The organism is Solilutibacter tolerans (assembly GCF_900155935.1).
Classification (GTDB): domain Bacteria; phylum Pseudomonadota; class Gammaproteobacteria; order Xanthomonadales; family Xanthomonadaceae; genus Solilutibacter; species Solilutibacter tolerans.
This window is the reverse complement of sequence record NZ_FTLW01000005.1, coordinates 159569-174594: the sequence shown is the minus strand read 5'-3', so window position 1 is coordinate 174594 and position 15026 is coordinate 159569. Positions and strand designations below refer to the sequence as shown.

Sequence of the window (15026 nt, the reverse complement as noted above, 5' to 3'; positions counted from 1 at the left end):
GTGATTATGCCGCGCCCTCGCGCAGGAGTCGCTGCAGGATGCGCTCCCCACCCTCGCCTATATCGCGCCATACATCCTCGAAGCCCTGCATATCGCCGTAGTACGGATCAGCGATATCGCCACTGCGCACCGCATCACTATCAAATCCAGCCCAATCCAAGTAACGCGATGCTTCGACATCCACGTGCCAGTGCGCCAAGGCTCGCCCTTCGCGCAAGGTTTCCGCATCGGCAAACAGAATCAGGTCGAACTCATCGAAGTCGGTAGGTCGAAGCTGGCGGGCACGCTGCATCGAGATATCCACTCCATGACGCGCAGCCGTCGCGATGGCGCGTTTGTCCGGTGGCTGGCCTGCGTGCCATGCACCAATGCCCGCAGAGTCGATCTGGATGTGGGCGAGACGCGATTCACGCGCGATGACATCGGCCAGCCAGCCTTCCATCATCGGCGAGCGACAGATGTTGCCCATGCAGACCATCAGGACCTTCATGCCTGCGATTGCAAGTGCGCCTCAGCGCGCACCAGGTCTTCCGGCGTGTCCACACCGGGCGGAAAATCTTGTGGCGTCGTGGCCACCGCGATGCGAAATCCTGCCTCCATCACCCGGAGTTGCTCCAACTTCTCGATTTGTTCCAAATGTCCGGGCGGCAATGCGGCAATCTGGCGAAGGAAACGGACGCGATACGCGTAGATGCCGATGTGCCGCAGCCATGGGCCGGGCGTCAGTGCATCGTCGTCGTCTAATGGTCGATCACGGTCCCACGGAATCGGCGCACGGCTGAAATACAGCGCACGCTCACGCGCATCGGCGACCACCTTCACCGTATTCGGGTCGAACAAAATAGGGCGTTCAAGAATGGGCGCGGCCAGGGTCGCCATCTCGCAATCACTGCGATCCAGCAGTTCGGCGACCGCGCGAATGCCGGCGGGCGGTGCGAAGGGCTCATCGCCCTGCAGGTTCACGACAATCAAATCATCGGGCCAGCCCGCCTTCGCGGCACATTCGGCCAGACGATCCGTACCGGAGGGATGATCAGGCGATGTCAGCACGCCTTGTGCCCCACTGTCGTCAATGACGTCCAAGATGCGTTGATCGTCAGCAGCCACCCAGACTTCACGCGCACCTGCATCCAGTGCCCGCTGTGCGACATGCCAAACCAGCGGTTTGTCGCCAAGCAGCCGCAATGGCTTGCCTGGGAGACGTGTCGCAGCGTAGCGCGCGGGTATGGCAACCACGAAATCAGACATCTGCAGTCCTCCGTAGCGGAGACAGTTTCTCTTCCAGCGCCAGCCAGAATGTTTCTGGCAAGCGCGCCTCGATCGCCACGCACCAGCTGTCGTCCGGCGAGATGCGCGCGCACTTCACCGCGTCTTTTTCGGTCATAAAGACAGGTAGATCGCTGCTGAACTGCAGATCTTCGGCCACGTAATCATGATGATCAGGAAATGGATGTGGAATCACGCCCAGGCCCTGCGCACGCAGCAGATCGAAGAAGCGATCGGGATGCCCGATGCCGGCCACGGCATGCACCCGCCGCCCAGCAAAATCACTGAACGGCCGCGCGCGATGACCATGCAGCGGAAACGGATGCCCGAATACCTGCCGCAGAGGCCATTCACCCAAGGCCGGCTCTGGTGTTTCGGCAACGGTGCCGTGATTCACTATTTTGAAATCAGGTGGCTTTGCCAACACGGGTGATTCGCGAAGGGGGCCTGCGGGCAGCAGTTGGCCATTTCCGTAACGACGCTTCGCATCGATCACTTCGATCGCCACGTCACTGTGCAGTCGCAGATGTTGAAGCCCATCGTCGCAAATGACGATGTCGCATCCCTCCGTGGCCAATGCTTCTGCGGCAGCTACACGGTCGGTATCGACCCGCACCTTGGCGCGCGTACGGCGCGCGATCAACACCGCTTCATCGCCATGATTTCGCGGATCACTCTCCACGTCCACCCAGCGCGGCGTACTTGCATCTTCCCGACCGTAACCACGGCTGGCCACGCCCGGTGTCCAGCCATCGGCGCGCAGGCGGTTGACCAAGGCGATCACTAGCGGTGTCTTGCCGCTGCCGCCCGCGGTGAAGTTGCCCACTACGATGACAGGCACATCTACTTTGCGCGTGCGCAACCAGCCGCGGCGATACAGCGTGCTGCGCCAACGCGTAACCGCCCCGTACAACTTGGACAGCAGCCATGCGTGGACTGGCACAGGCCTGTCGCCATACCACCACGCCGGGGTGGCGCGCTCGGATCCGCTCACGAGGCCTCGCGGAATTGCATGCGGTGAAGGTGGGCGTACAGGCCATCACGTGCAATCAACTCCACGTGCGTGCCCTGCTCCACCAATCGACCTTCATCCAGCACCAGTACCTGATCGGCGTGCTCGATGGTGGACAGTCGATGAGCAATGACCAGCGTGGTGCGGTCCGGCATCAGCTGATCCAGCGCTTCCTGCACCAAACGTTCGGATTCGTTGTCGAGCGCGGCGGTCGCCTCGTCCAGGATCAGGATGGGAGCGTCTTTCAGCATCGCGCGGGCAATGGCGAGGCGCTGGCGCTGGCCACCCGATAATTTGCCGCCGCGCTCACCCACTGCACTATCAACCCCATTCGGCAGGCGTTCGACAAATTCCATTGCGTTGGCGCTACGGATGGCTTTCTCGATATCGCTTGATGATGCTTCCTGCATTTCGCCATAAGCGACGTTGGCAGCGATACTGCCATCGAACAACATCACTTGCTGGCCCACCAACGCGATCTGCCGACGCAAATCGGCCAGCCTGTAATCGTCCAAGGGTTTGCCATCCAACAATATCTCGCCGGACTCGGGCTCGTAGAAACGCGGGATCAACTTGATCAGCGTGGACTTTCCACTACCGGAACGGCCGACAATCGCGGTGACCGTGCCTGGACGTGCGATGAAGCTGAGGTCATGCAGGGCGGGCGCGGCTTGGCCATCGTAGCGTGCAGCTACGTGGCGGAATTCCAGCTCTCCGCGTGCGCGGGTTAGCGGCAAATCGCCGGCATCGGTTTCGTCCGGCCCATCGATGACTGCGAACACGCGATCAGCGGAGTTGATGCCGCGGTTGAGCATGCTTTGGACATTGGTCAATTGGCGCAGCGCCGGCACCAGCGCGACCATCGAAGTGAGCAGCACGGTGAAGTCACCCGCCGAAAGACGGCCCGCAGATGCTTCATAGCCAGACACTACCAACATGCCGGCAAGACCGATCGCACCGAGGGCCTGGACGAACATCGACAACGAACCCCGCGTAACTTCGACCTTCAACGCCAGGCGTACATTGTGGGCGGTTTGCAGCCCATATCGCGCCATCTCGGAAGCCCGTGCGCCATAGGCTTTCACTTCCTGTTGCGCATGCAAGGCCTGGTCGGCGGTTTGCAGCATCTCGGCCGATGACTGCTGAATTTCATGGTTGAGGCGACGATATCGACGCCCTACCTTGCCCATTGTCCAAGCCAGCACGGGCCCGAGCACCAGCAGCACCAGCGAGACCCGCCAGCTTGTCCAGAACATTACTGAAAGCATCGCGACGATTTGCAAGGCATTGCTGATCATGACCTTGAGCGAGTCCACCGATGCTTGCGCCACCTGCTCGGTATCCGCGCCCAATCGCGTCAACATGGAAGGGACGGGTTCGTGATCAAAACGGCTGCCCGGCATCCGCAAATACTTGTCCATCAATTGCAAACGCAGGTCGCGCGCAACATTACGGCCGCTGCGCGCCACCGTGTAATCACCGATCAAACCGAAAACGCCGCGCGCCAGCAGGAATAGCACCATGGCAACCGGCAGCCACCAATTGAATTGCTTGGCGACCAAAAGATCATCGATGATCGGCTGCTGCAGCTTGACGACGGCAGCGCTAACCGCCGCCTCCAAGACCAATGCCAACGCAGCGATGGCAAGCAAACCGCGATACGGCCAGGCATAGCCCTGCAAACGCCGCCACGTGCTGCGAGTCGCTGCACCTTCGCTCATTTCGACCCGACCTTGGCGTTGCGCTGTTCGGGTGCCGTGGCGATCATGATCTGGCGAAAGCCCAACTGACCCAGCGCCTCATAAGCGGTAACTACCGACTGGTGTGGTGTACGCGCATCAGCGCGAAGCAATACAGGCCGGCCTCGTTCATCACCCGCCACCTCGGCGATGCTGCGTTTGAGCGCTTCAACGTCGGTGCGCAACACTTCGCGATCAGCGACGAAGTAGCGGCCATCGGCATTCACCAGCACCGTCAGTGGCTGGGACTGCGTGGGTGCAGGCTCGCCATTGGCGCGCGGCAATTGCAGGCGCAGCACGGCGCGGTTGTCGAAGGTAGTGGTGACGACAAAGAAAATGATCAGGCACAGGATGACGTCGATCATCGGCACCAGATTGATTTCGGGCTCGTCGTCGGCCCGGTGGTCGCGGATGCGCATGTCAGCCGTTCTCGCGTGTTTCCAGCACATCCAGCAACTGCATCGCCTCATGCTCCATGTCGACGATGTAAGTAGCGATGCGACCGCGGAAGTAGCGATGGAACATCAACGCCGGCACGGCAACGATCATGCCGGTCGCGGTGCAGATCAGCGCCTTGCCGATGCCGCCGGCCAACTGATCCACATCACCTATGCCATGGTCGAGGATGCCGAGGAACATCTCGATCATCCCGACCACCGTGCCGAACAAGCCCAACAGTGGGCCTGCTGCGGCGATGGTGCCCAGCGTGTTGAGGTATTTCTCCATCTTGTGGACCAAATGACGTCCGGTGTCTTCGACGCGCTCACGGATGGCTTCGCGACTTTTATGGCGCACGTCGAGTGCGGCGGCCAGCAACGCACCCAGTGGTGATGTCTCACGCAGTGCATCGATGTGCTGTTGCTCCAGATTGCCCCGCCTGGCCCATTGGCGAACTTCTTCGCCCAAGCCTGGCGGCATGATCACGCTGCGCCGCAAACTCCAGAACCGCTCCACGATGATCGCCAGTGCCACGAAAGACATCAGCAACAGCGGAATCATCGGCCAGCCACCGGCCTTCACAAGCTCGATCATCGGGGTCCTTGCACGGATTACGGGATAGTTGGCCGATAGGATAGCCCAGCCTCGCGCGGGTGCCGGGCCACCGCATCCCAAAATCTCGCCGATTCAAGACGTTCGGCCTTCCATTCCACGCCATCCTCACCGATCCGTACCTGGACCGCCCCCAGTTCCGAGCTGATGAGCGGCTTGGCACCTGCCTTCTGCCAGCGCGCGAGGATGTTGTCCCGCGGATGACGAAAACGGTTGGCATAGCCCGACGAGATCAATGCCAGCCTGGCACCGGTCGCTTCGACGAAGGCCTCCGACGAGGATCCGCCACTGCCGTGGTGTGGCACGGTAACGACCTCCGCATGCAGATCCGCTTTGGCCAATTGCAGCAAGCGGCTCTCGATCAAATCGTCGATATCTCCCGTCAGCAACGCCGCGCCGTGCGCAGTCTCGATGCGCAGCACGCAAGACGATTGGTTCTTGAGATAGGGAAAATGGGTGGTGGGATGCAGGAAGCGGAACCGTACGCCATCCCAAGTCCATTCCTGCCCTGCCTCACAGGCCACGACTTCAGGCAGCGGCGCATCGGGAGGTGCCAAGGTGTGCTCGATGGGTATTGCTTGCGCGATCGCATCGCGCCCGCCCGCATGATCGGCATCGGCATGGCTAAGAATCAGCGTATCAAGGCGACCGACGCCATACGCATGCAGCAAAGGCAAGACGGATCGCTCACCGGCATCGAACCCTTGTGGCGTCGCCGGACCCGCGTCGTATAGAAGGCTGTGATGACGCGTGCGCACCAGCATCGCAGTGCCTTGCCCGACATCCATCTGCACGATGTCGATCTCGCCCGTTTCAGGCTGATCGACATTCGGCCATAGCAAGGGCAGTGCGAGCGTGGCGGCCAATGCGCGCCCCGGCATGCCGCGCGGCATGAGCAAGGCAAACATGCCCACTAGCGCCAGGGGCAATGCCCATACCGCAGATTGCGGTATCCAGATCAGCGCGAGCCGGGAACTGGCGAGCCATTCGAATAGCGGCCAACTGATATCAAACGCGATGCCCGCAAGCGTCCATAGAGGCGTGCCCCAGCCAACATGCAGCACCTCCATCGTCGTCCCCAGCAACGCGAGCGGAACGACCACCCCGCTCCACCACGGCACGGCCACCAGATTGGCAAGCGGCCCGACCAATGATGCCTGCGCGAAGAAAATCACGGCCAAGGGCAGCAAGCCCAAGCTCGCGACCGCCTGGGCCGCCAGAAATTGACGTACATGGCCGGCTTGAATCCCTTGCAAGCACCACGCCAGCCAAGCCACCCCGCCGAAGCTGAGCCAGAAGCCCGGGCGCAGCACACAGAGCGGATCCATCATCAAGACCAGTATGAGCGCGACCGCAAGCGATTGAGCGACGCCGGTTTGTCGCCGCAAGATCAATGCGCAGGCTACAAACGCGATCATCAACACCGTGCGCAAGGTCGGCAACGAAGCGCCGGTAGCGAGCAAGTAGACAAAAGCACCCAATGTGGCTGCGCCTGCCATCGTCACGCGTCGCGGGCAGTATCGTCCCAAGGTCGGCCATAGCTGATACAGCCCCCATGCCAAGGCGGCCAATCCGAGCCCGACTAAGCCGACGTGAAAACCGGAAATGGCGATCAGATGGGTAAGCCCGGCTGCGCGTAAGGCTTCCCAGTCCTCAACGGACAAGCCCCGCGTATCACCCAAGGCCAATGCGGCGATGAAGCGCCCTGACTTTGCGCGGGTATCTTCTGCGATGCGGATCGCCATGTATTCACGCCAGGCGACGATGCCGGCGGGTGATCCGATTCTCTGCGCCGATGCCGTGTCGCTGACATGCCCCGCAGCAGCAATGCCATCCAATAGCATTTGCCGCTCACCATCGAAGGCAGCGGGGTTACGCAGCCCCCTTGGCGCTCGTAGCTTGACCCGGAAGCGCCATCGCTCACCCGCCTTGAGCTGCCACCGCGGGCCTTGCCTATCCGGATCGCCACGGCTGCGCCACGCGTCGTACCAGGACAGACGAAGACGATAGCCACGCAGTGCTTCGGGCTGATCATCCGCATCATCAACGATAAGGTCGAAGCGGGTGCGCCGTTTTTCGTGCAAGGGCAATTCGACGATGCGGCCGCTGACTGTTGCTTCGCGCAGCTCCATTTCCGTCGGCAGGACCGAGGCCATGCGCCAAGCGCCCTGCCCCATCAGCAAGCCTAGGCCCAGCAAGAAGACAGCGGCCATCTGCCACCCATGCCGTCCCCGCAACCAACCGACCACACCCAGCAGCAAGACAGTAGCAATCACCCAAACGGGTGGCAGCTGCGACAAGCGCGTAGCGAGCAACATGCCGAGCAGTAGCGCGGCAGCGTTGGCGGGTGAAAACAGCGGCGTCCTTGCCGCATCCGTCATGTCAAACCTCGTTTAGTGGAACTTCCCTGAGTTTTCCTTCGTGCAGCTCCAGCACGCGGTCCAGCTGGCGTGCCAAACGGCGATCATGTGTTACCAACACCAGACTCGTTTTCTGGTCACGATTGAGTTCGAGCATCAACTCGAATACGCCGCCCGCAGTACGATCATCCAGATTGCCGGTCGGCTCGTCGCCCAACACGCAGGCCGGCCGATTGACCAGCGCGCGAGCCACCGCTGCGCGCTGACGTTCTCCGCCGGACAACTCACCGGGCTTGTGACCCAGGCGATGACCGAGGCCAACTTTCTCGAGCAAGGCCGTGCCACGTTGGCTCGCCTCATCGACACTTGCACCGCCGACCAGCACCGGCAACATCACGTTTTCCAGTGCGGTGAATTCCGGCAACAGGTGATGGAATTGATAGACGAAGCCGAGCGCGCGGTTGCGCAGCTGACCACGCGCGGCATCGGATAGATCGCTCATCTTTTGACCAGCGACGTACACCTCGCCAGCGGTTGGTGTATCCAGACCGCCCAAAAGGTGCAGCAATGTGCTCTTACCTGCCCCGGATGCGCCGATGATCGCGACGGTTTCGCCAATGCGAACGCTGAGATCGAGCCCATCGAAGACGGGGGTGCGCAATTTGCCCTCGGCATAGGTCTTGCCGAGTTGCTCCGCGCGAATCGCTTCGCCCTGCAATGCACTCATATCGATGACCTTACTCATAGCGCAAGGCCTCCGCCGGAGGCGTGCGTGAGGCGCGCCAGGCCGGATACAACGTGGCCAGGAAGGCCATCACCAGTGCTACGCAGGCGATGATGATCACGTTGTCTGCGCGCAACTCCGTTGGCAGGCCCGTGATGTAGTACACGTCTTCGGGGAGCAGCTGGACGCCCAGTGCCCACTCGATCTTGCCGAGAATCCACTCCAGATTCAGTGTCAGCAAGATGCCGCCAACCACGCCGGCGACGGTGCCAATCACCCCGATCAAGGTGCCCTGCACCATGAAAGTCTGCATCACCTGCATCGGCGTCACGCCCAACGTACGCTGGATAGCGATATCCGCTTGCTTGTCGGTCACCAGCATGACTTGCGATGACACCAGGTTGAACGCACCCATCGCGATGATCAGCGATAACAAGATACCCATCACCGTCTTTTCCATCTTCAGTGCACGGAACATGTTGGCGTTTTCGTACATCCAGTCGCTGACGCGGTATGGACCTTGCAGCTTGATCGCCAGATCGGTGGCGACTTGCGCTGCCTCGTCCATGTCATGCATCTTCAAGCGAACGCCAGTCACGGCATCGCCCATCCGCAGCACCCGCTGCAGGTCATTGATATTGGCCAGCGCCAAGCCCTTGTCGTATTCGTTATAGCCGGCCTCAAAGATGCCGGACACAGTGAAGCGTTTGGTTTGCGGCACCGCACCTACCGGTGTTGCGCTGATCTTGGATGTCATCACCACCACGCTGTCGCCGATGCCGACATCCAACCATGCTGCCAACTCACGCCCCAAGATGATGTTGAAGCTGCCCTCGGACAGGGAATCCAGCTTGCCCTGGGTCAACTTGTCCGCGATCACCGATACCTTCGCTTCTTGCGCCGGGTCGATACCGCGCACCATGGCAGGTTGCTCGCGTGGGCCCTGCAGCAGACCTTGTGTATCCACGTACGGTGCGGCGCCAGCAACGCGCGGGTCAGCTTTGGCGATCTGCAATGCATCGCGCCAATTCTGCATCGCCGCGCCATCGGCACTTACCGTAGCGTGGGCGACCATTTGCAACATGCGGTCACGGATCTCGCGCTGGAAACCGCCCATCACCGCCAAAGTGGTAATCAGAACGGCTACACCCAAGGCAATGCCGAGGATCGAGGCCATAGAGATGAATGAAATGAATCCGTTTCGGCGTTTTGCGCGCAGATAACGCAGGCCGATGGCGACAGGCAAAGGTTTAAACATGAGGGGCATCGTCGGAGCCAACCCCTATGTTGCCATCACGGCCGTTGGCGAAACACTCACATCACTCGGCGTAGCCAGCCGCAGTTCACGCCGCCCAATACCAGTAAGCGTATCCGGCCAGAAAGACAGGCCATGCCGGCGACCCGCTTCGTCCTCCCAGCTCACGAATGCCAGAGCCCCGCGCCAACGCAGGTCCCAATGCCCGAAAGGCTGCCCATCGATCAGCAGTGGCCCTTCCACAGATATCACCAGCATTCGATGTGGCGTCACGCGATATCGGCGCGCCTGCCGCAAAGCAGACAACATCGCCATGACTGCCATTGGCCAAGCCAGCCAACGCGGCAGCGCCGACGCCAGCAAAGAGATGGGAGACAGGACGGCCAGCAAGACCAGCCACGCGATGATCAGTCGGGACGGACGCCACTCAAGGTGGCAGATCGCGGATGCGCTGGATAAGCGATGCAATATCGACATCGGGGATGGCCTCGTAGCCCATGAACCATCGCCACAGCTTGTCGTCTTCGGTGTCCAGAAGCTGTAGGAAAACTGCCCTGCCCGCTTCGGAATCCGTCACCCATTCACGGTCGAGGTATCGCAACATCAACTGGTCAAGTTCACGCATACCGCGTCGGCAACGCCAACGCAATCGTTTGAATTCCGCGGCCTCGATGTCGTTCAAACCCCGAGCACCTGCCAAGCGAGCATGGCCCACATCGCCCACAAAACCGCTCCGCCCAGGAAGTAAATCTTGAAGCGGTGCATGACCTTGTTGTAGGTGCAGTGGATCCAGCTATGGGCCACGCGTGCAGAGACGAACAGCCACGCCAGGACCAGAAACGCCATCGATTGCACCTGGAGCAATGCGGCCGCCATCAACGCGACGTAGAACAACACCGGCAACTCGAACAGGTTGCGGAAGTTGTCTGCAGCCCGCGTATCGGTGAGCCTGGCTGCCATCTGGGCTGATAAAGCAACGGACTGCGGATGGATACGCTCGCGTTTCATCTCGCCAATCCGCGTCTGGTACAGGCGCAACCAGACCACGAAGGTCAAGAGCGCCATCGCCAAGACTGGCAGGACGAAGACGCGGGCATCCATCACATCGTCCGCGCGAGCATCAGCTGCTTGATCTCGCTGATCGCCTTGGCCGGGTTGAGGCCCTTCGGACAGGTCCGCGTGCAGTTCATGATGGTGTGGCAGCGATACAGCTTGAACGGATCTTCCAGCTCATCCAGACGGCTGCCGCTGTCTTCATCGCGCGAATCGATGATCCAGCGATAGGCCTGCAACAGGATGGCCGGGCCGAGGTAACGATCGCCATTCCACCAATAGCTGGGGCAGCTCGTCGAGCAGCACGCGCACAGGATGCACTCGTACAGGCCGTCCAGCTTCTCGCGGTCTTCTTTCGATTGCAGGCGCTCGCGGCTGGGGGCCGGGCTCTGGGTGCGCATCCACGGGCGGATGCTGGCGTACTGCGCGTAGAAATGGGTCAGGTCCGGGACCAGGTCTTTGACCACCGGCATGTGCGGCAGCGGGTAGATCGGAATCTCGCCCTTGCCGCAGTCCTCGATGGCCTTGGTGCAGGCCAACGTGTTGGTGCCGTCGATGTTCATCGCGCACGAACCGCAGATACCTTCGCGGCACGAGCGGCGCAGGGTCAGGGTCGGATCGACTTCGTTTTTGATCTTAAGCAGCGCGTCGAGCACCATCGGCCCGGTCGCGGCAAGATCAATGTCATAGGTGTCGGTGCGTGGGTTTTGCCCGTCGTCGGGGCTCCAGCGATAGATCTTGAAGGTGCGCACGTTCTTGGCACCTGCGGGTGCCGGGAAGTGCTTGCCCTGCTGGACACGGGAGTTCTTGGGTAAGGTGAATTCGGCCATGTGTGTTCTCCCGGATCAGTAGACGCGCGGCTTCGGCGGCACGACGTCGACATCGTCGGTCAGCGTGTACATATGCACCGGGCGATAGTCGATGTGAGTCTTGCCGGCGTCGTCGATCGAGCAAATGGTGTGCTTCTGCCACACCTCGTCGTTGCGCTCCGGATAGTCTTCGCGGGCGTGCGCGCCGCGCGACTCGGTGCGGTTCTCGGCCGAGGTGATCGTCACCAATGCCTGGCCCAACAGGTTCTGCAATTCCAGCGTCTCGATGAGGTCGGAGTTCCAGATCAACGAACGGTCGGAGACGCCGACATCGTTGAACGATTGATAGATCTCGTTGACCTTCTTGACGCCCGCCGAGAGCGTTTCGCCGGTACGGAACACCGCGGCATCGGCCTGCATGGTGCGCTGCATGTTGTCGCGGATCTTGGCCGTAGCCAGGTCACCCTTGGCATTGCGCAGGCGGTCCAGGTTGGCTACCGACTTGTCCAGCGAATCGCCGCCCAATTTGCCGTGCAGGCTGTTGGGCTTGATGGTTTCGGCGGCGCGATTGGCGACGGCGCGACCAAACACCACCAGATCCAGCAGGGAGTTGGAGCCCAAACGATTCGCGCCATGCACCGACACGCAGGCCGCCTCGCCGATGGCGTACAGGCCCGGCACCACATGGTCAGGATTGCCATCCTTCAACTGCACGACTTCGCCGTGATAGTTGGTGGGGATGCCGCCCATGTTGTAGTGCACGGTCGGGATCACCGGGATCGGCGACTTCTCGACATCGACGCCCGCAAAGATCTTCGCGCTCTCGGCAATGCCGGGCAGCTTGGCGTGGATGTCCTTGGGGTCGAGGTGGGTCAGGTCAAGGAAGATGTGGTCGTGGTGTTCACCCACGCCGCGGCCTTCGCGGATTTCGATGGTCATCGAGCGCGAGACCACGTCGCGCGAGGCCAGATCCTTCGCATTCGGCGCGTAACGCTCCATGAAGCGTTCGCCATTGCGGTTGCGCAGGATGCCGCCTTCGCCGCGGACGCCTTCGGTGATCAGGCAGCCCGCGCCGTAGATACCGGTCGGGTGGAACTGCACGAACTCCATGTCCTGCATCGCGAGGCCCGCACGCAGCGCCATGCCGCCGCCGTCGCCAGTACAGGTGTGGGCCGATGTCGCGGAGAAATAGGCGCGGCCGTAACCACCAGTCGCGAGCACGGTGCCGTGCGCGCGGAACAGGTGCAGCTTGCCTTCGGCCATGTCGAGGGCCAACACGCCGCGGCAGACGCCTTCATCGTCCATCATCAAATCAAGCGCGAAGTACTCGACGAAGAACTCCGCCTCGTGCGCCAGCGACTGCTGGTACAGCGTGTGCAGGATCGCGTGGCCGGTGCGGTCTGCCGCGGCGCAGGTGCGCTGGGCTGCCGGGCCGCGACCGTAATCGGTGGTCATGCCGCCAAACGGACGCTGGTAGATCTTGCCCTCATCGGTGCGCGAGAACGGCACACCCTGATGCTCCAGCTCGATGACCGCCGGGATGGCCTCGCGGCACATGTACTCGATGGCGTCCTGATCGCCCAGCCAGTCACTGCCCTTGATGGTGTCGTAGAAATGCCAGCGCCAATCATCCTCACCCATATTGGCGAGCGCGGCTGAAATGCCGCCCTGCGCCGCCACGGTATGCGAACGGGTCGGGAACACCTTGGTGATGCATGCGGTCTTCAGACCCTTTTGGGCCAGGCCGAAGGTGGCACGCAGGCCCGCGCCGCCGGCACCGACGACGACCATGTCGTACTTGTGCTCGATGATCGGATAGCCGTCGTAATGTTTGATTTCAGTCATGGTGTCTCTCAGGCCGTCATGGCGATGCGGGCGATGGCGTAGATCGCGCTGAGCACGCCCACCAGACTGCCCAGAATGAGAAGGATGCGCAGCGCCAAGTGCAGCGTGCGGTCGTGGATGTAGTCCTCGATCACCACTTGCAGGCCCAATTTCGCGTGCCAGAACAGGGCGATGGCGAACACACTGAAGATGATCGCGTTCCACGGCTGGGCGATGGTCGCGCGCAGGGTGTCAGCATCCGCGGTGCCGATGCTGGCCAGCAAAAAGACGATGTAGGGCACCAACAGGGCCAGAATCACTGCGGTTACGCGCTGCCACCAGAAGTGACCGGTACCCGACTTGGCCGAACCCCAGCCCTTGGCCTGATGCAGGGGCGAGCGGAATTTCGCGCTCATGCGGCACCTCCCGACATCGCCACAAACCAGAGGACCAAGGTCGAGATGACCGTCAGCGCCAGCACCGTGTAACCCGAGGCGTAGACCTGCGGGATCTTGAAGCCGAAGCCGGCATCCCAGGCCAGATGGCGGATGCCGTTGAACAAGTGATACATCAGCGCCAGCGAGATCACGAACAAAGTGATCTTGCCCAGCAACGAGCTAGTCACCGCCGTTGCGCACTCGGCGTAGCTGCCGCCCAGCGCGATCGACATGATCCACCAGGAGAAGCCGAACGCCGCAAAGGCCAGCAGCACGCCGGAGAGTCGGTGCATCAGGGACATCACCGAAGTGATCTGTAATCGATACGTCTGTCCCAGCATGAACGGGGAAATCGGACGTTTATCTTGGCTTGCCATGGGATTGGCAGTCTCCGGGGGCTGGGCGGCGCATGCCGCGTGGCGGGATGGCGCGCTTAGAAATCGATGCAGCGGCCGTTCTTTTCCCAATCGCCGTAGCGCGTGGGCTCCGGACCGTCGCGGCCGCCATGTTCCACCGGCATGGGCGCGGCAGACTGGGCGGGGGGCGTCGGGATACTCGCTTCCTCGTCGGATGCGGGCTCGGGAACGGATTGACCTATCATCGTTTTCTTCACAACCCATTTAGTTTACGGCGCTGCAGCAATGCCCGACAACCCGACTTCCGTCGAAACCTCCCTCCAGCCCCTGCCCGGCCACCGCATCCTGACCCTGACCGGCAAGGACGCCCTCGCCTTCGCGCAGGCGCAATTCATGAATGACGTCACCGCTGTGGCCGATGGCCAATGGCAGTGGAATGGCTGGCTGACCGCGAAAGGCCGCTTGATTGCGTTGTTTGCACTGCTGCGGTTGGACGCTGAGACGCTGTGGCTCGTGCTTCCGGATTACCCGCCCGCTGATCTGGCTGAGGGTCTGAAGAAATATGTGTTCCGCAGCAAGGTACTGCTGACGGCTCGTGACGATTTGCAGGTGTCAGGTCGGTGGGATGCGGCTTCGGTGAACGATTTGCGTGAATTCCAGCGCCATGGCGATGATGAAATTTCACTGTCGTGGCCGGGTGGCCGCCAAATCGACATCGGCCCTACCCCTCCGGCTACCGATGGGCCAGACAATGCCGCCACAATGCGTTGGCGCGAGGCCGATCTGCGCGCAGGCATTCCGCGTCTGGACGCCTCGCAATCCTCGCAGTGGACGCCGCAGCAGCTTTCCTTGGGCCATCTGCAGGCCTACAGCGTCAAGAAAGGCTGCTATCCCGGCCAGGAAATCGTCGCCCGCACGCATTTCTTGGGCCAGGCCAAGCGTGGCTTGGTGCTGTTGGAGGTCGGCGATGACGCGAAGCCAGGCGATGAAGTCACCCGTGATGGCCGGGCAATAGGTCAGGTCATCGCGAGTGCCGGGAATATCGCGCAAGCCGTACTGCCGCTGGAGCCGACTGAGGGCGAACTGATAGTCGGTAGTAGCGTCGCCACGCGCCGCGATTTCGCGCCAAGCTGAGCGGGCG

The 15026-nt window shown here is 61.6% G+C and carries 18 protein-coding genes; 1 reads left to right on the top strand and 17 read right to left on the bottom strand.

Annotated features, from left to right (window positions below):
• Nucleotides 1–4: 4 nt before the first annotated feature.
• The 17 genes from BW989_RS11140 to BW989_RS12635 are packed head-to-tail and all read right to left on the bottom strand — an operon-like array spanning nucleotide 5 to nucleotide 14130.
• A complete protein-coding gene (locus BW989_RS11140; RefSeq protein ID WP_076588279.1) occupies nucleotides 5–490 on the bottom strand; it encodes a low molecular weight protein-tyrosine-phosphatase in 486 nt (161 codons plus the stop codon).
• The gene (gene kdsB, locus BW989_RS11135; protein WP_076588277.1) at nucleotides 487–1248 is read right to left on the bottom strand and encodes a 3-deoxy-manno-octulosonate cytidylyltransferase; all 762 of its coding nucleotides are present in this window, start codon (nucleotides 1246–1248) and stop codon (nucleotides 487–489) included. Before kdsB ends, BW989_RS11140 begins: the two co-directional genes overlap by 4 nt.
• A complete protein-coding gene (gene lpxK, locus BW989_RS11130; protein WP_076588275.1) occupies nucleotides 1241–2260 on the bottom strand; it encodes a tetraacyldisaccharide 4'-kinase in 1020 nt (339 codons plus the stop codon). The genes kdsB and lpxK overlap by 8 nt, the downstream gene beginning before the upstream one ends.
• Nucleotides 2257–3999: a lipid A export permease/ATP-binding protein MsbA gene (msbA, locus tag BW989_RS11125; protein WP_076588273.1), complete on the bottom strand. Its 1743-nt coding sequence runs from the start codon at nucleotides 3997–3999 to the stop codon at nucleotides 2257–2259. Before msbA ends, lpxK begins: the two co-directional genes overlap by 4 nt.
• On the bottom strand, nucleotides 3996–4436 hold the full coding sequence (locus BW989_RS11120) for an ExbD/TolR family protein (protein ID WP_076588271.1): 441 nt from the start codon (nucleotides 4434–4436) through the stop codon (nucleotides 3996–3998). The genes msbA and BW989_RS11120 overlap by 4 nt, the downstream gene beginning before the upstream one ends.
• Before the next feature lies 1 nt (nucleotide 4437).
• Nucleotides 4438–5049, bottom strand: a complete 612-nt coding sequence (locus BW989_RS11115) for a MotA/TolQ/ExbB proton channel family protein (RefSeq protein ID WP_076588269.1) — start codon at nucleotides 5047–5049, stop codon at nucleotides 4438–4440.
• Between the two features lie 17 nt (nucleotides 5050–5066).
• Nucleotides 5067–7448 carry a DNA internalization-related competence protein ComEC/Rec2 gene (locus tag BW989_RS11110; protein ID WP_076588267.1) on the bottom strand — a complete coding sequence of 794 codons (2382 nt, stop codon included), beginning with the start codon at nucleotides 7446–7448 and terminating at the stop codon, nucleotides 5067–5069.
• A gap of 1 nt (nucleotide 7449) precedes the next feature.
• A complete protein-coding gene (lolD, locus tag BW989_RS11105; RefSeq protein ID WP_076588265.1) occupies nucleotides 7450–8172 on the bottom strand; it encodes a lipoprotein-releasing ABC transporter ATP-binding protein LolD in 723 nt (240 codons plus the stop codon).
• Complete coding sequence (locus tag BW989_RS11100) at nucleotides 8165–9409, bottom strand: lipoprotein-releasing ABC transporter permease subunit (protein WP_076588263.1); 1245 nt, start codon at nucleotides 9407–9409, stop codon at nucleotides 8165–8167. Before BW989_RS11100 ends, lolD begins: the two co-directional genes overlap by 8 nt.
• Nucleotides 9410–9433: 24 nt before the next feature.
• Nucleotides 9434–9883: a hypothetical protein gene (locus BW989_RS11095; protein ID WP_076588261.1), complete on the bottom strand. Its 450-nt coding sequence runs from the start codon at nucleotides 9881–9883 to the stop codon at nucleotides 9434–9436.
• Nucleotides 9834–10031 carry an FAD assembly factor SdhE gene (locus BW989_RS11090; RefSeq protein WP_242651438.1) on the bottom strand — a complete coding sequence of 66 codons (198 nt, stop codon included), beginning with the start codon at nucleotides 10029–10031 and terminating at the stop codon, nucleotides 9834–9836. The genes BW989_RS11095 and BW989_RS11090 overlap by 50 nt, the downstream gene beginning before the upstream one ends.
• Nucleotides 10032–10084: 53 nt before the next feature.
• The gene (locus tag BW989_RS11085) at nucleotides 10085–10507 is read right to left on the bottom strand and encodes an MAPEG family protein (protein WP_076588259.1); all 423 of its coding nucleotides are present in this window, start codon (nucleotides 10505–10507) and stop codon (nucleotides 10085–10087) included.
• Entirely contained in the window at nucleotides 10507–11289 is a 783-nt protein-coding gene (locus BW989_RS11080; protein WP_076588257.1) for a succinate dehydrogenase iron-sulfur subunit, read from the bottom strand. Before BW989_RS11080 ends, BW989_RS11085 begins: the two co-directional genes overlap by 1 nt.
• A gap of 15 nt (nucleotides 11290–11304) precedes the next feature.
• Complete coding sequence (gene sdhA / locus BW989_RS11075; protein ID WP_076588254.1) at nucleotides 11305–13113, bottom strand: succinate dehydrogenase flavoprotein subunit; 1809 nt, start codon at nucleotides 13111–13113, stop codon at nucleotides 11305–11307.
• A gap of 8 nt (nucleotides 13114–13121) precedes the next feature.
• Entirely contained in the window at nucleotides 13122–13508 is a 387-nt protein-coding gene (gene sdhD / locus BW989_RS11070; protein WP_076588252.1) for a succinate dehydrogenase, hydrophobic membrane anchor protein, read from the bottom strand.
• On the bottom strand, nucleotides 13505–13906 hold the full coding sequence (gene sdhC, locus BW989_RS11065) for a succinate dehydrogenase, cytochrome b556 subunit (RefSeq protein WP_076588250.1): 402 nt from the start codon (nucleotides 13904–13906) through the stop codon (nucleotides 13505–13507). Before sdhC ends, sdhD begins: the two co-directional genes overlap by 4 nt.
• A gap of 56 nt (nucleotides 13907–13962) precedes the next feature.
• Entirely contained in the window at nucleotides 13963–14130 is a 168-nt protein-coding gene (locus BW989_RS12635) for a DUF1674 domain-containing protein (protein WP_076588414.1), read from the bottom strand.
• A 40-nt stretch (nucleotides 14131–14170) separates the two neighbouring features.
• Between BW989_RS12635 and ygfZ the strand changes: the two genes are divergently transcribed.
• Nucleotides 14171–15019: a CAF17-like 4Fe-4S cluster assembly/insertion protein YgfZ gene (ygfZ, locus tag BW989_RS11055; RefSeq protein ID WP_076588248.1), complete on the top strand. Its 849-nt coding sequence runs from the start codon at nucleotides 14171–14173 to the stop codon at nucleotides 15017–15019.
• Nucleotides 15020–15026 lie beyond the last annotated feature (7 nt).

What these genes read in the sequence shown, in the direction of transcription:
- BW989_RS11140 (WP_076588279.1), bottom strand. Translation starts at nt 490, where the DNA reads ATGAAGGTCCTGATGGTCTGCATGGGCAACATCTGTCGCTCGCCGATG.
- kdsB (WP_076588277.1), bottom strand. Translation starts at nt 1,248, where the DNA reads ATGTCTGATTTCGTGGTTGCCATACCCGCGCGCTACGCTGCGACACGT.
- msbA (WP_076588273.1), bottom strand. Translation starts at nt 3,999, where the DNA reads ATGAGCGAAGGTGCAGCGACTCGCAGCACGTGGCGGCGTTTGCAGGGC.
- BW989_RS11120 (WP_076588271.1), bottom strand. Translation starts at nt 4,436, where the DNA reads ATGCGCATCCGCGACCACCGGGCCGACGACGAGCCCGAAATCAATCTG.
- BW989_RS11115 (WP_076588269.1), bottom strand. Translation starts at nt 5,049, where the DNA reads ATGATCGAGCTTGTGAAGGCCGGTGGCTGGCCGATGATTCCGCTGTTG.
- BW989_RS11110 (WP_076588267.1), bottom strand. Translation starts at nt 7,448, where the DNA reads ATGACGGATGCGGCAAGGACGCCGCTGTTTTCACCCGCCAACGCTGCC.
- lolD (WP_076588265.1), bottom strand. Translation starts at nt 8,172, where the DNA reads ATGAGTAAGGTCATCGATATGAGTGCATTGCAGGGCGAAGCGATTCGC.
- BW989_RS11100 (WP_076588263.1), bottom strand. Translation starts at nt 9,409, where the DNA reads ATGTTTAAACCTTTGCCTGTCGCCATCGGCCTGCGTTATCTGCGCGCA.
- BW989_RS11095 (WP_076588261.1), bottom strand. Translation starts at nt 9,883, where the DNA reads ATGTCGATATTGCATCGCTTATCCAGCGCATCCGCGATCTGCCACCTT.
- BW989_RS11090 (WP_242651438.1), bottom strand. Translation starts at nt 10,031, where the DNA reads ATGCGTGAACTTGACCAGTTGATGTTGCGATACCTCGACCGTGAATGG.
- BW989_RS11085 (WP_076588259.1), bottom strand. Translation starts at nt 10,507, where the DNA reads ATGGATGCCCGCGTCTTCGTCCTGCCAGTCTTGGCGATGGCGCTCTTG.
- BW989_RS11080 (WP_076588257.1), bottom strand. Translation starts at nt 11,289, where the DNA reads ATGGCCGAATTCACCTTACCCAAGAACTCCCGTGTCCAGCAGGGCAAG.
- sdhA (WP_076588254.1), bottom strand. Translation starts at nt 13,113, where the DNA reads ATGACTGAAATCAAACATTACGACGGCTATCCGATCATCGAGCACAAG.
- sdhD (WP_076588252.1), bottom strand. Translation starts at nt 13,508, where the DNA reads ATGAGCGCGAAATTCCGCTCGCCCCTGCATCAGGCCAAGGGCTGGGGT.
- sdhC (WP_076588250.1), bottom strand. Translation starts at nt 13,906, where the DNA reads ATGGCAAGCCAAGATAAACGTCCGATTTCCCCGTTCATGCTGGGACAG.
- BW989_RS12635 (WP_076588414.1), bottom strand. Translation starts at nt 14,130, where the DNA reads ATGATAGGTCAATCCGTTCCCGAGCCCGCATCCGACGAGGAAGCGAGT.
- ygfZ (WP_076588248.1), top strand. Translation starts at nt 14,171, where the DNA reads ATGCCCGACAACCCGACTTCCGTCGAAACCTCCCTCCAGCCCCTGCCC.